Here is a 13,590-nt window from a genome sequence, read left to right as displayed (position 1 = left end):
GTTTATCTGATAACCTTTAAACTATATAATAATATATGAAAAAGTATAACATTATATTTCTTATAAGCTCAATATCTTTTTTGATAATAATTTTTGCGATAAAGTTGCTATTTTATTATCAGAGTCAAAAGACAGCTTATATTTATATTGATACTGCAACTTTTGCCACCTTGCAAGAGATGATTTCTTATTCAAAGGTGCCTGAAAAATCTCCGAAATTTGTGTTCTGGTATCGATTTTATCCGCTTAAAAATAGAATAAATCTAAAAAGATATAATACAATTGAAGAAATAGCCAAAAGCAAGCAACCGGCAACTTTAGATAATGATCTTAAAAAATTTTATAATTTACATAAAAAATCAAATTTTATTTTGCATCTTAATTTGAACCATCGAAATGAAATCATGGCTGTTTTGTCAGTGATTCCTTATTCTAAAATACAAGAAATTCATTTATATGAAGATTCCATGGGACGAATGGCACTTCCTGGAGGGTTAAACAACCTTAAAATATTTTCTAAATATAGAGAAAAAACTATAATACACGTATCAATGTTTGAAAGAGTATCTAGTAAAAATTGTGAAAAAGATTTTTATTGCAATAGGCAAAAGAACGCCCTAGCTAATTATAAAACAATTCCTTTCGATTTAGAGAATACAGCAGCTTCTCTTTCGGCAAGAGATAAGAAAAAATTATACCGGTTAACAGGATTTGATTACAAAAAGTATAAAAATTATTTTAAGAAGCATCCTTCTATAATATTTTTAACAGGCTTTTGGGATAATGAAGCAAAAGTCGATGAAAATTTGAAATATTTAAAAGAGATTCGTTCCGGAGAAAAACAATTTTTGCTTGAAAATAAAGCTTATAATTGGTTTTATAAAGAGCATCCTCATCAGGGGAAACATTCATATTTTGATGAAAATTTATCTAAGTTATATCCAGATATGATTCCAATAGACTATAATATCCCATTTGAAATGTTTGTGTTATTTGGTTTAATGCCAGATAAGGTTATTTGTATAAATTCATCAGTAATTCTTTCTGTTCCGATTTCTAACATATTAATATATATTCCTGTTAAAAATTATCGAGTCGAAAGATTGTTAAATGAAAAAATTAAATTGGAAAATAAGTAAAAATAATTTATAATTATTTAATAAGTGCTTAATAAGGGCTTTTTATGAGAAATTTAAAAATAATAGCTGAATTTTGTGGTAATCACAACGGGTCAATAGAAACAGTGAAAAAGATGATAGATTCAATTTCTAATTTTTCGCAAAACGCTAAAATTGACATAATTAAATTTCAAAAGAGATGTCCTAAGTTAATTTTATCAAAGCAACTCTACGATTCGTCACATCCTAATCCTGAAAACAGTTTTGGTGATACATACGGAAAACATAAAGAATTTCTCGAATTTTCTATTGAAGAGCATTTTGTTATAAAAAAATATTGTGAAACTAAGGGTTTTGTTTATTCAACTTCAGTTTTTGATAGGCAATCTTTGAAGGAAGTTTTGACTTTAAATCCTGTTATGATAAAAGTCAGCTCGGCGAACAATTTAGATTTTGAGTTGTTACATTATTTGGATAAGAATTATAACGGAGAAATTCATATCTCATTGGGAATGACGACAAAAGAAGAAGAGAAAGAAATTTTAAAATCTTTTAAATATAAAAAGCAAAATATAATTTTATATGCTTGCACGTCTGCATATCCTGTGCCGATAGGCGATAGTGCGTTGCTAGAAATATCAAGATTAAAAAATGAATATTCAGGTCAAGTTAAAGCAATTGGCTTTTCGGGGCATCATTTGGGTATTCTTCAAGATATAGCAGCATATGCATTAGGGGCCGAGTATATTGAACGTCATTTTACGCTTGATAAAAATATGAAAGGAACTGACCAAAAACTCAGTTTAAATCCTGAAGAATTAGAAAATCTTGCCTTGAATTTGCGTATTATACAAAAGGACCTGTGTGTAAAAAAAACAGATATTCTTGAGGTCGAAAAAGAAGTCCGTTCTCGCTTAAAACAGTATGTATTACAACGGTAATATATCTACATAAAATATTGTTATAAGCCTATTTTTATGAAATCATAATTCTAATGAGGAAATAGGGTGCAATTCCCTGACTGGACCGCAGCCGTATAGTCGGAAAACTCTTTACTTGCTTTTTGATGCGGCGAACCGTCAAGAACGAAACAAAGTAAGAGAGTCATGAATGGTATAAAAGCAGCAAAAACGCTGTACTAACAAGGGATACTTATGCCTCAACCTATAACAGGAATAAATCAGCCAAGAATAGGAACGTGCCCACATGGCTTGCCAATGGGAGCGTGCCCGATTTGTAACGGAATGGGTGGTGGTGGAAGCACTAAGCAATCAAATAATGTAAGAAAATCAGGTGAAATGACTTGGTCGCAATGTTTTGCTATGGGCGTTATGATGAAACAATCCCAAGCAAGAGCCGAAGCCCAGATAGAGGCTCAGCAACAACAACTTTTAGCACAAATATCTAAAAATATTACCACTTATATTAGCAATGTTCGTCAATCAATTCAGATATTGCAAAATTCACTTCCTCCAGTGTTAGCGAAAGGGATAATGGCTTTAAATGCTGTTATAGTTACTCCTTTGCTTACTGTTTTAGAACAGATACCTAAGTTACTCAATAAAATTCAATCTTTTATACAAGATGTTCGAAATATGATTTTGCAAGTGGTGGAAAAACTTGCAAACCTATATGGTGAGATGAAAAATTTCATCAATAAAAAAATATCGGACTTTTTAAAGAAAACTACAAAAAAAATATTCAAATTGTTTTCTCTTGAAACAATAGACGAAGATGACGATGAGATAAATACTCAAAAAGAAGATTTAGAAACTAATACTGCTAAACAAGAATAATAACAAAAGGTCAAGAAAAATGAGAAAAAACGCATCCATTACTCCATATAAAGTTCAAGATTATCATGATTTTCAGCAAAGAAGAAATAATATAGAAAAAAATGATAATCCGGCTCAAGCCAGCACTCTGAAAGGTGTTTTGTATAATCGTCAACGAGAATTTTCAACAAAATATGAACCGACATCTGATTTGATAATTATGTCTGAATCAAAAATGAATGATAATGTAAATGTTGACGTCAAAAAAGAGCAAAAATCTTTCGACTTAAAAAAAGCTTTGGCTCCGCTTGCCGTCGGGACGGTGGGGTTGTTTGCTGCAACTGCAGGTATGAGTGCGATTTTGAAAAAAAGTGCTAAAACAATTTTAAAAACAGAACCATTTGAACAACTTCCGGACTTGGCTTTGAATATGAATATCAGACAAGAGCCACAGTTTGCAACTTATATGATGCTCAGAAATCCCAATACAAAAACTGTTCTAGGGGCGATTGGTGTTTGTGCTTTTAGCGGACTAACAGTGCTTGCTAAAAATTTCGTGGATGGCGTAAAAGAAGTTTGGGTTAAAAAACAAGAGGCTGATATACAAAGGGATTTGCAAGAAAATCTTATTGATACTGAGACTCAAGCTTTTTCTGGAAAATTGAAAATCGAGAGAAATATTCTTTCCGACACTGCCGATTACTTTGATAAGGTGTTTAATAAACCTCATTTTGATAAGAATAACGTTGCAAAAACATTCAGTAGCATAAGTAGCTTTAAGGGCAACATGGAAGGGCCTCTTAAAAAGCAAGAAGAAACCAAGACTGTAGCTACCAAAAGGTTTGTTGATGAAAATAAGAAAAATAATATTTTGTTAGCTTCAATAATTGGCTTGACTACTATTGCTGGGATTTTGTGCGGGAAAATGACGTTTAAAAATTTGAAAAAAACAACTGAATTGGCAAATGATTATACTAACAAGTTTGCTGAAGATATTGTCGATTCTATAGACAAGGTTACCGCAAAGGCTGAAAAACCTAATATCGAGGCTCTCTCAAAACTGTATGAGACAATTTGTGCGACTCCTGAGTATGTTAGAGCAGGTTTAAGCAAAGTTGGTGCAACAGAAGATGAGATAAAATCAGTAATTGAAAATGTTTCTAGGGCAAAGAAATCAATATTTGCAGATGCTCCTATAGCATTAGGCGGAATTACGAAAAAAATACAATATTATTGCTATCTTGATGAGGATAGAGGGCATTTGTATAATTGGATTATGAATCCTGATAACAAATTTATGAAATATGTATTTTTAGCTTTCAGTTCTATCAGTGCAATGGGATATGCAGGTAAGCAAGTTGTAGATGCCTTAAAAGCAGTTGCTGTAAGTAAGGAAAATTCTAATACCGAACTCGGACTTCAACAACGACTAGTTGATGTTGAATTGAAAAATTTTGAATCAAAGAAAAACAGTGCTGTTAAACCATTGGTCGAAGAATTCGATTTGAGAGTAAAGGAAGGAAAAAGCGAAGAAGAACTCAAAAATCTTGCAGACAATATATTGATGGAAGTAAAAAACGGTGCTCCGTTTGTTTATTCATAGGTGGGTGATATGGAGATTAATTCGATAAATATGAATACTTACAATATGGTTGCTCGTCTTGGTATGCAAACTCAAATGCCTAACGAAAAATGCAATTATTGTACTTTTAATCAGCCATTAGTTAAGTCAATTGTAGACCAAAAAGAGGCTGCACTTCCTTATATCGGTGGATTTTTGAATACGGTTAATGACGAAAGGCAAGTTTCAGAGGGGCTTTATACTTTAGACAGAATGATTGATACAGGGGTGCAAGGAGTGGACAAGTTATATCCTGTTATTTCAAGATTTAACGATACAAATTCTCCAAATGTTCAAGTTCTGTTAGCGGGTATCTACAGAAAAACCAAAGTCCCTGACGCTTTTGGTCCATTGAATAAAATGCTTTTAAAACAAACTTTTTATCCCAATAGTCCCTATTTTGATCCAACAGAAGAAATAGGTGGTGCGATTTTAGAATATTTGAAAAGCTCTGCTGCTGTAAATACTTACTCTGCCAAGCTTTAACATAATTGTTACGATTTGTGTAACATGTTGAAGTTAAGAGTCAAACTTGCCTTTTAAAAATACTTTATATAAGAGTAAGTGAAGGTAATTTATTAGTATTTTAGGTAAGGTAATTTGACTTTAAACGTTGATAACAACTTAATGTCGAAAGGCGTGGCTTTTGGTGCGATAACATCCACCAATCCAAATGCTTCTCAAGGCTTAAAAACAAAACCAATGGAAGCCGATTCTTTTAGAAGAAGTAGTGTCATCACTATCCCTACCAATAAATTTCAAAGTTTTTATAATAAAATCCTTGAAAAAGTTGCCCCCAATGTTTTATTAAATAGCTATTTGAACGATAAAAATATACAATTATTGTTGCTAAGAAATCCTAATGTAAAAACCGTTTTGAACGCACATAACATGCCACTTGTCGTTAATACAGAAAACGTCAAGGGTATAAAAAAAGTGCATATCGATTCAACAAGAGATTTTGCAAGTGGTATTGCAAAAGAATTGCGATTGTCTTCACAAGAACAAGAAATCATAAAAAATGGTGCTATATTCCATGATTATGGAAAAATTCTTATTCCTGCCGCTTTGTTGAATAAAAATGGTAGATTAACTGTTGATGAAAAAAAGATTGTCGACATGCATTCTCGACTCGGCTATGAAATGTTGAAAAGTACAGGAATGAGTGATGATGTCCTTTCTATTGTAAGAGATCACCACAAACCACTTTACAAAAATCCTGATGTAAATACACAAGTTGTTTCAGTTGCAGATATTTATTCTGCTTTAACAACAAAAAGACCATACAAAGAACCATTGTCGCCTGAAAAATCCTTCCAGATTTTAGATGGATATGTCGATAAAGGACAAGTTGATGCCGAATTGGTTAAAGCTTTGAAAAGTCATGTAAATCAATCAGAAAGAGTTTAATAATCACTTACAATTTTAATAAACTAACCAAATAAATAACCTACCTTTTAAGATATTTTTGTTTTCAAAAATATCTTTTTATTTTGCAATTTGGACGATAGCCGGCAGGTTCTCAACTTCTAGTTTATAAATTGCTTCTGCTCCTAAATCTTCATAAGCAACTATATATGAGGAGCTTATCTTGGATTTCAAAAGGCTTGCAACACCTCCTGTAACTGTTAAGTATAAGCCGTTATTCTTTTTTATGGAGTCTGTGACTTCGCCGGAGCGTTGCCCTTTCCCGATTGTAGCTAAAAGCCCGAGGTCGTATAAATCAGGTGCAAATTTATCCATTCTTGAAGATGTTGTGGGACCAATCGGACCTATGATTTCACTTTCATTTGCAGGACACGGCCCTGCGTAAAATATAGTTGCGTTTTTTATTTCAAAAGGTAAATTTTTATTTTGTTTAATTAACTCTGCTAATCTCTGATGGGCAGCATCTCTTGCTACATAAAGGGTTCCTGATAGTAATACAGAGTCGCCTTTTTTTAACGAACGCATTTCGTTTGTATTTTGCAGATTTACGATTTTGGTATTTTGGTTATCTGCACTTATATCTGCAAAATCAGGCGTTTCAATGAAATATTTTGTTCCTTTTGATGAAATTTCAGCAGAAGCTTCTCGTGAAGAATGGCAATTAATAGTAACAGATACCGGCAGGCATGCTATATGAGTGTGTTCTGTCAAAATATTTAAGCCTAAAATTAAATTTTCATCAAAATCCTCTGGTGCATTTTGATTAATTGTTTTTATGATTTCTTTTTCAAAATTTTTGGATTTTGGGTCCGGTGTATTTATAAGCAGAGCTTTTTTAGAAAGTATAGCGGCGTCTTCGAGTGTACCCCCTATTCCGACTCCTGCAAAAATTGGCGGGCATGAATTTATACCTGCGTCAAGGATACTTTTGACAATAAAATTTTTTACATCTTCTTTTGTACTTGTCGGAAGAAGCATTTTTGCCAGAGATTTGTTTTCAGAACCCGCACCTTTAATTAATACGCTGATTTTGATTTTGTTTCCTTCAACTATTTCAGAATGAATGATGCAAGGAGTATTTGTGTTAGTGTTGAGTCTTTCAAAAATGGCATTTTTAACGATTGATTTTCTAAAAAAGTTTTCGCAATAGCAATTTTGAACCGCTTGGTTTATGGCTGTTTTTAAAGGCTCTCCTGAGATATGAACATCTTGTCCGATTTCTAAAAAAATGATTACTTGCCCTGTATCTTGGCAGAGTGGTCTTTTGTTTTCAAAGGCGATTTTTGCATTTTCTAAAATTGAAGCAAAAATATATTTCATTTTATGAGATTTTGCAGTTTGATATGCTGATAAAATTTTCGAATAAACTTTGTTGTCAAGTGTGGTATTTGCGTCAAAGCAAAGTTTATAAACAGCATTTTTAATTAAATTTGTAGAAATCTCAACCATAGAATACATAATATAATCTTGGGTTAATAAAGTAAAGTGTAGAAGTTAAAGGTTATGAAAATAAGTGTATATAAAGACAGAAGAGTCGCCGGTTTAAAGAATAAACCGGCGTGGAGAGAATTGTGACTATATGTATTATTTAAGCAGTTGAAGTGCCAATTGAGGAACTTGGTTAGCTTGACCCAATACGCTTGTTGTAGATTGTTGCAAGATTTGATACTTAATCATTTCTGTACTTGCTTTAACTAAGTCAACATCCATGATTCTGGATTTAGACTCTTCTGTATTTTCGTTCAATGAAGTTAAGTTGCTTTTATTTGCTTCTAATCTGTTAGAATAAGCACCTAACATTGATCTATCAGTAGTGATTTTGTTCACAGCGACGTCAATTTGGTCCATATAGCCCATAATTTCAGTCGGATCCCAATCGGCAATATTCACATAATCGCCGGTAGCAGGACCTGTGGTAACTTTTAGTTCGACATTTAAGCCGGTATCATCAATTCTCATGTTGGTTAAGGTTGGTCCGATGTCGATTGAGTTCAAAGCCGGATCAGTGCCTGCACCGAATTGAAGGAACAAGTGTTCTTTGGTACCGTCTAAAAGCGGTATGTTGTTGAAGTTAATTGATTGGGCTTGGATATCAATATCACTTATTCTTTGTTTCATTTCATTCAAAATAGAGATTTTGTTTTGTGTATTGTAGATTTCGTTGGCTGCTTGAACACAAAGTTCTCTAACTCTGGATAAATGCTCGTTGACGATGTTCATTCCGCCTTCAGCTGTTTGCATAAGGCTCAAACCGTCTTGAATGTTTGTAGCGGCTCTTTCGTTACCTTTAATTTGGTTTTCCATACCTACGGAAATTGCTAAGCCTGCTGCGTCATCTGCTGCACTGTTAATTCTTAAACCTGTTGATAATTGTTGCAACACTTTGTTCAAACTTGTGTTAGCTCCAATTAAGTTGTTTTGGGCAATTAATGCCGAAACATTTGTATTTACTGTGATTGGCATTTTCTATCTCTCCTTCTCTTATCACACTCTGGTTATCGACTCTCTTTTCTCATACTTTAGTTGGGTATTTTGTAGTTTTTTTATTGTAAATCCTGAAAAAGCTTGCTATATATAGGGTTTAGGTGTATTATACTTACTTGAGAAATATCCTCCATTTGGAGTAGAAATCGAGAAAATATGCCGCATTTTATTATAAATTCAACAGCTGTAGAGGGTTGCTATATCAGGGTTTCAGGCAAAGAGCTCTATAATCATATTGCTAAAGCGATGAGGGTTAAAGAGGGAGAAACCCTTATGTTTATTGATGAGAACGAGGTTCAGTATAAGACTTTGGTGGATAAGATTTCATCTTCTGAAATCTATACTAAAGTTGTAGATTCTTATCCGTCATTTCGTAAACTTGACGTAGATATTACATTGGCTCAAGCTGTTTTGAAGCCTGATGCTCAGTTTTTGGCTATACAAAAAGCTACAGAACTTGGGGTCAAAAACATTCTTCCTTTGGTGACGGATAATTGTGTTGTGAGGGAAAGTATTATAAAAGCTAAAGCAGAAAAATGGCAAAAAATTGCATTGGAGTCTGTTAAACAGTGCGAAAGGGCTGATATTCCAGTGGTTTTGCCTTATGAAAAACTAAACAAAGACTTTTTTGATAAAGAATATAAATATATAGCTTTTGTTGAAAGAGATGCTGATTATTCGTTAAAAGAATTTTTTAATTTGACAGAAATCAATAAAGAAAGCAAAATTGTTATTATAATAGGACCGGAAGGTGGCTTTTCGCAGAGGGAATTTGACTTGTTTAAGGAGCTTGAAATTCCGCAAGTAAGCCTCGGAAATCTTATTTATAGGGCGGATACAGCCTGTACTGTTGCAGTTGCAAATGTTTTATTCGGATTGGAAAATGGAAAAAGCTAAAAATATAATTGAAAACGATGAGATACTAAATTCCGTAAAAAAATACGTAGATAAAGGAAATATCTACGTTGTAGGCGGTTATGTTCGAGATGCTTTAATGGGTAAGGTGAGTGTTGATAGGGACTTGATTGTTGATTGTGATGATGTAAGAGGTGTTTCGCAATTTTTGGCAGACAAGCTTGACGCTTATTTTGTGCCGTTAGACGAAGTTAATAAAATATATAGAATCGTTTTAAAAGACAAAATCAATTATTTGGATATTACTTCTCCTGTCGAAAATGACCTTGAAAAAGACTTGAAACGCAGAGATTTGGCTTTAAATTCTGTCGCATACGATATTAAAAAAGCTGAATTCGTTGATATATCAGGTGGCATTCAAGATATTAAAAACAAGGTTATTCGAGGGATTTCAGAGGGCAATTTTGTAGATGACCCTTTACGAATTTTGAGAGTGTATAGATTTTATTCAAAGCTTGGTTTTGAAATTGATGATGAACTTTTTAAAATTACCAAAAAACATGTTTTATTAATTAATAACAGTGCAAAAGAAAGAATTGCAACTGAACTTTTGAAGTTGTTTGAGGGCTTTAGGGCTGATGATGCGATTTTAAAAATGGATGAAATAGGGCTTGTTGATATACTTTTTCCTATAATGAAAGATGTAAAAAAAGTGCCGCCAAACCTGCATCATCATTTGGATTTGTTTCATCATTCGGTCGAGTCTGTTAGACAAGTTCAGCAGAAATATAAAGAAGCTAATGTTGATACAAAATCTTATTTGGACAAAATTGACTATGGCGTAACTTCAAACCTTGGCTATTTAAAGCTTTCCGCTTTTTTGCATGATATAGGTAAGCCTCAAACTTGGACGATTGAAGAAGATACAGAGCGACATAGGTTTATAAAGCATGATGATGTCGGCTCAAAGCTTGCTGTACCTATTTTAAAAGATTTGAAATTGTCAAAAAAACAAATCTCGCATATTACAAACCTTATAAAATATCATATTTATCCATCAACTTTGACAAATCAAGGGGAAGTTTCTTACAAAGCCCAAATGCGATTTTTTAGAAAAATGGAGGGCTCTGTTGTTGAGGTGATTTTCCTTGCTATGGCTGACCGTTTGAGTGCAAGAGGAGTCGAGATTACTGATGAAATTGTCGAAAAGAACATAAGTGGTTTGAAAAATCTTCTTAATATATATATGCAGACAAAAGAAGAAATTAAGCCACTACCAAAATTATTGAACGGAAAAGAGATTATGGAGCTATTGAAAATTCCTCAATCAAAAGTTCTCGGTGAGATAATCAAACAGCTTAAAGAGGCTCAAATTTCTGGTGATGTCGAAACTAGAGAAGATGCTATAAGTTTTGTCAAAAATATAAATGCGTAACAAAAATATATATATAATTTTGAAAAACGTTTGGTTTTGACTATAATCTATAAGTAAGAGGAAATAAAGGAAATTGATATGAATTCAGTCGTTTTAGTTGGCCGTGCAGGACAAGACCCTGAGATGAAATATTTTGAATCAGGAAAATGTAAAACTACATTTTCAGTAGCTGTTTCACGTTGGGATTCAAAAGCTAAGGCAGAAACAACAGACTGGTTTAATATAGAATTGTGGGATAAAGCAGCTGAAATAGCAGGCGAATATGTAAAAAAAGGACGCTGGGTCGGAATAGACGGCAGACTCGCTTGCAGCAAATGGACAGGTCCTGACGGAACTCAAAAAGAAAGATTTTTGGTCAGAGCTAATACGTTAAGACTTCTCGGTGGCAAAAACGAAGGTTAATAAGGCGTAAATATGTTTATTTCCAGCACAATCGGTATTATCGCAGATGATTTGACCGGAGCTAATGATACAGCTTTGCAGTTTCATATGCGTGGTTGTAATACACAGATAATTTTAGATTATAATTCTTTACCTGATATCAAGGCTCACACTCAGGCATGGGCGTTATCTACGGAGAGTAGAAACACAGATGCCAAAACTGCAAAAGAAAAAGTTAAAATTGCGACAGAAAATTTAATAGACAATTTTAATATAGAATATTTTTATAAAAAAATAGATTCGACAATTCGAGGAAATATAGCCCCCGAAGTGCTTGGAATGCTTGATATATTGGGTTGGGACGCTGCGATAATAATGCCGGCTTTCCCAAATGAAGGTAGAATTACCGTGGGCGGATATCACTTGTGGAAGGGTGTTCCGATTGAAAGAACAGAACTTGCTCGTGACCCTCATTCACCTATTTATGAGTCACATATCCCGACGCTACTTAAATCTCAGCTTGAGGATGATAGCGAAAAAGACTTGGTTGATTTGATTGAGCTTGAAACTGTAATGAAAGGGGCCGGTCCCATTTTGATGAAGCTCAAAGAGCTTATAAATAAGGGTAAAAAGCTTATTGTGGTAGATGCTGTTTCTACTGTTGATATAGAGCAAGTTATACTCGCAATGGAAAAATGTAATTTTAAAATATTGCCGTGTGGCTCAGCCGGAGCTGCTCAAGCTTTGGGGAATGCTTGGCTTCCCGAGATGAAGTATCAACATATTACAAAAACCATTCCAGTGTTGCCGAAGCTTATTATTTCCGGAAGTTCTACTGATTTAACAGCTTCACAACTTAAAAAACTTGCAGATGATGATGATATTGAAAATACTTATTTTATCGAATTAAAACTTGATGATATTTTGAAAAATAATAATCAAGAAGTGATAGAACGAGCAGTTCGCAATCTAGTTGGCGGAAATGTTGTTGTTATACATTCTTCAAATTTGATTGAATCACCTGAAAAATTACCCGATATTTTGTTTGAAAATGAACTTACAAAGAAGAAGTTTGCGTCTATGATTGGTGACTTTTTGGCTGAAGTTACAAAAGAAATTTTGGCTAAAAAAGAGGTTATATTGATTAGTGTAGGCGGTGAAACTTCTTATAAATGTTGTAAAGCAATTGATAGCGGAAATATCCAGCTGATAGATGAAGTTGCCCCTGCTATTCCTTTGAGTATTGACCATAAGGCTCAATGGATTGTAACTAAATCAGGCAATCTCGGCAATCCAAATACGTTAATTGAAGTTATAAAATATTTCGAGCAACATAAATAATGAAAAAAATAGCAATTACGCTGGGCGATCCCAATAGTATTTCGCCTGAAATTATCATTAAAGCTTTAAATAAACTTGATTTACCCCAAGAAAAAATCGTTTTAATAGGCTCAAAAAATGTATTTGATTATTATGAAAAACATTTTGCATTGAGTTTTGCCAAAAAATATGAAATTGCAGAAGTGCCTTATGCTGAAAATGATATAAAAATCGGCTCTGAAACAAAAGAAGCAGGTGAGTTTTCATTTGAAGCGATAAAGAAAGCTTGTGAGCTTGTCAATTCTGGGCAGGTAGAGGCGATTGCTACGGGGCCTGTTTCTAAAAATGCGATGAATATGGCCGGTCATCATTACGCAGGTCAAACAGAGATAATTGAAAAATATATTGCTAAAAACGGTCAAAAAGCCGAAATGCTTTTTGTATGTGGTGATATTAAATTGTTGCTTTTGACAAGGCATGTTGCCGTGAGCAAATTATCAGATATTTTGAAAAAAGATTATATAGTTAAAAAAGTCAGCTCTGTAAGTGAGGATTTGACTCGTCATTTTCGAGTTCAAAATCCAAAATTTGCATTGTGTTCTTTGAATCCCCATGCAGGTGAAAACGGGCTTTTCGGGGACGAAGAAATCAAAGAATATTTGCCTGCGGTCAAAGAGCTTCAATCGAAGGGTGTGCAAATAACAAAACCTCTCCCTGCAGACGGCGTTTTGGCGAAGCTGGATATGAATAAGGCTCCCGAATACGATTGTTATTTGGCAAGTTATCACGATCAAGGGCTTGTTGCTATAAAGCTTTTAGGAATGAATAAAACTGTAAATACTACGATAGGGCTTGATGTATTAAGGACATCGCCTGCTCATGGGACAGCTTTTGATATTGCCGGAAAGATAGTTGCAGATGAAGAAAGTATGATATCTGCGATAAAACTCGCAATTAAAGATTAAAGTGACTATGACATTATTTTCGAATTAATAATGAAGGAAAGTGAATCTTTAAGAAACACGGTGACAGTTTCAATAAGTGTTTATTTTCCCAAATTGATTTCATAAAAACTTTTGCATTGCCAAAAATAAAAACAGAAGACAAAATCAAAAAAAATGGTAGAATATAGTTATGCCTAAAGTCTCTTAAATCATTGTAACGAGAGTGTAA

13 protein-coding genes are annotated in these 13,590 nt (G+C 33.6%); 11 read left to right on the top strand and 2 right to left on the bottom strand.

Annotation, left to right across the window (positions count from 1 at the left end):
* Nucleotides 1-35: 35 nt before the first annotated feature.
* The 6 genes from PHV37_08745 to PHV37_08720 all read left to right on the top strand — a co-directional run bounded on the left by PHV37_08745 (nt 36) and on the right by PHV37_08720 (nt 5,924).
* A complete protein-coding gene (locus tag PHV37_08745; protein ID MDD3238167.1) occupies nt 36-1,139 on the top strand; it encodes a hypothetical protein in 1,104 nt (367 codons plus the stop codon).
* Between the two features lie 44 nt (nt 1,140-1,183).
* Nucleotides 1,184-2,059, top strand: coding sequence for an N-acetylneuraminate synthase family protein (locus PHV37_08740; GenBank protein MDD3238166.1), 876 nt, complete (start codon nt 1,184-1,186; stop codon nt 2,057-2,059).
* Nucleotides 2,060-2,272: 213 nt separating this feature from the next.
* Nucleotides 2,273-2,914 carry a hypothetical protein gene (locus PHV37_08735; GenBank protein ID MDD3238165.1) on the top strand — a complete coding sequence of 214 codons (642 nt, stop codon included), beginning with the start codon at nt 2,273-2,275 and terminating at the stop codon, nt 2,912-2,914.
* Nucleotides 2,915-2,933: 19 nt separating this feature from the next.
* Complete coding sequence (locus tag PHV37_08730; GenBank protein ID MDD3238164.1) at nt 2,934-4,496, top strand: hypothetical protein; 1,563 nt, start codon at nt 2,934-2,936, stop codon at nt 4,494-4,496.
* Between the two features lie 9 nt (nt 4,497-4,505).
* Entirely contained in the window at nt 4,506-5,000 is a 495-nt protein-coding gene (locus PHV37_08725) for a hypothetical protein (GenBank protein MDD3238163.1), read from the top strand.
* A gap of 114 nt (nt 5,001-5,114) precedes the next feature.
* Nucleotides 5,115-5,924, top strand: coding sequence for an HD domain-containing protein (locus PHV37_08720; protein MDD3238162.1), 810 nt, complete (start codon nt 5,115-5,117; stop codon nt 5,922-5,924).
* 78 nt (nt 5,925-6,002) lie between these two features.
* Here the strand turns inward: PHV37_08720 and PHV37_08715 are convergent, their stop codons facing one another.
* Complete coding sequence (locus PHV37_08715) at nt 6,003-7,391, bottom strand: FumA C-terminus/TtdB family hydratase beta subunit (GenBank protein MDD3238161.1); 1,389 nt, start codon at nt 7,389-7,391, stop codon at nt 6,003-6,005.
* Between the two features lie 135 nt (nt 7,392-7,526).
* Complete coding sequence (locus PHV37_08710) at nt 7,527-8,405, bottom strand: flagellin (protein MDD3238160.1); 879 nt, start codon at nt 8,403-8,405, stop codon at nt 7,527-7,529.
* Nucleotides 8,406-8,582: 177 nt separating this feature from the next.
* Between PHV37_08710 and PHV37_08705 the strand changes: the two genes are divergently transcribed.
* The 5 genes from PHV37_08705 (at nt 8,583) to pdxA (ending at nt 13,382) form a co-directional block, all read left to right on the top strand.
* Nucleotides 8,583-9,323 (top strand): RsmE family RNA methyltransferase, encoded by a 741-nt coding sequence (locus PHV37_08705; GenBank protein ID MDD3238159.1) that lies wholly within the window; start codon nt 8,583-8,585, stop codon nt 9,321-9,323.
* Nucleotides 9,310-10,716 carry an HD domain-containing protein gene (locus PHV37_08700; GenBank protein MDD3238158.1) on the top strand — a complete coding sequence of 469 codons (1,407 nt, stop codon included), beginning with the start codon at nt 9,310-9,312 and terminating at the stop codon, nt 10,714-10,716. The genes PHV37_08705 and PHV37_08700 overlap by 14 nt, the downstream gene beginning before the upstream one ends.
* Before the next feature lie 78 nt (nt 10,717-10,794).
* A complete protein-coding gene (ssb, locus tag PHV37_08695; GenBank protein MDD3238157.1) occupies nt 10,795-11,118 on the top strand; it encodes a single-stranded DNA-binding protein in 324 nt (107 codons plus the stop codon).
* A 12-nt stretch (nt 11,119-11,130) separates the two neighbouring features.
* Nucleotides 11,131-12,438 carry a four-carbon acid sugar kinase family protein gene (locus PHV37_08690; GenBank protein MDD3238156.1) on the top strand — a complete coding sequence of 436 codons (1,308 nt, stop codon included), beginning with the start codon at nt 11,131-11,133 and terminating at the stop codon, nt 12,436-12,438.
* Entirely contained in the window at nt 12,438-13,382 is a 945-nt protein-coding gene (gene pdxA, locus PHV37_08685) for a 4-hydroxythreonine-4-phosphate dehydrogenase PdxA (protein ID MDD3238155.1), read from the top strand. Before PHV37_08690 ends, pdxA begins: the two co-directional genes overlap by 1 nt.
* Nucleotides 13,383-13,590: the final 208 nt, after the last annotated feature.

Source organism: Candidatus Gastranaerophilales bacterium, from assembly GCA_028693235.1.
In the GTDB taxonomy this organism is placed as follows: domain Bacteria; phylum Cyanobacteriota; class Vampirovibrionia; order Gastranaerophilales; family Gastranaerophilaceae; genus JAQUVW01.
Note: the sequence above shows the minus strand (reverse complement) of the source record. Positions and strands in the feature narration are given on the sequence as shown.

Bases quoted from the DNA above. Each gene is read 5' to 3' on its own strand.
- PHV37_08745 (MDD3238167.1), top strand. From the start codon at position 36: ATGAAAAAGTATAACATTATATTTCTTATAAGCTCAATATCTTTTTTG.
- PHV37_08740 (MDD3238166.1), top strand. From the start codon at position 1,184: ATGAGAAATTTAAAAATAATAGCTGAATTTTGTGGTAATCACAACGGG.
- PHV37_08735 (MDD3238165.1), top strand. From the start codon at position 2,273: ATGCCTCAACCTATAACAGGAATAAATCAGCCAAGAATAGGAACGTGC.
- PHV37_08730 (MDD3238164.1), top strand. From the start codon at position 2,934: ATGAGAAAAAACGCATCCATTACTCCATATAAAGTTCAAGATTATCAT.
- PHV37_08725 (MDD3238163.1), top strand. From the start codon at position 4,506: ATGGAGATTAATTCGATAAATATGAATACTTACAATATGGTTGCTCGT.
- PHV37_08715 (MDD3238161.1), bottom strand. From the start codon at position 7,391: ATGGTTGAGATTTCTACAAATTTAATTAAAAATGCTGTTTATAAACTT.
- PHV37_08710 (MDD3238160.1), bottom strand. From the start codon at position 8,405: ATGCCAATCACAGTAAATACAAATGTTTCGGCATTAATTGCCCAAAAC.
- PHV37_08705 (MDD3238159.1), top strand. From the start codon at position 8,583: ATGCCGCATTTTATTATAAATTCAACAGCTGTAGAGGGTTGCTATATC.
- PHV37_08700 (MDD3238158.1), top strand. From the start codon at position 9,310: ATGGAAAAAGCTAAAAATATAATTGAAAACGATGAGATACTAAATTCC.
- ssb (MDD3238157.1), top strand. From the start codon at position 10,795: ATGAATTCAGTCGTTTTAGTTGGCCGTGCAGGACAAGACCCTGAGATG.
- PHV37_08690 (MDD3238156.1), top strand. From the start codon at position 11,131: ATGTTTATTTCCAGCACAATCGGTATTATCGCAGATGATTTGACCGGA.
- pdxA (MDD3238155.1), top strand. From the start codon at position 12,438: ATGAAAAAAATAGCAATTACGCTGGGCGATCCCAATAGTATTTCGCCT.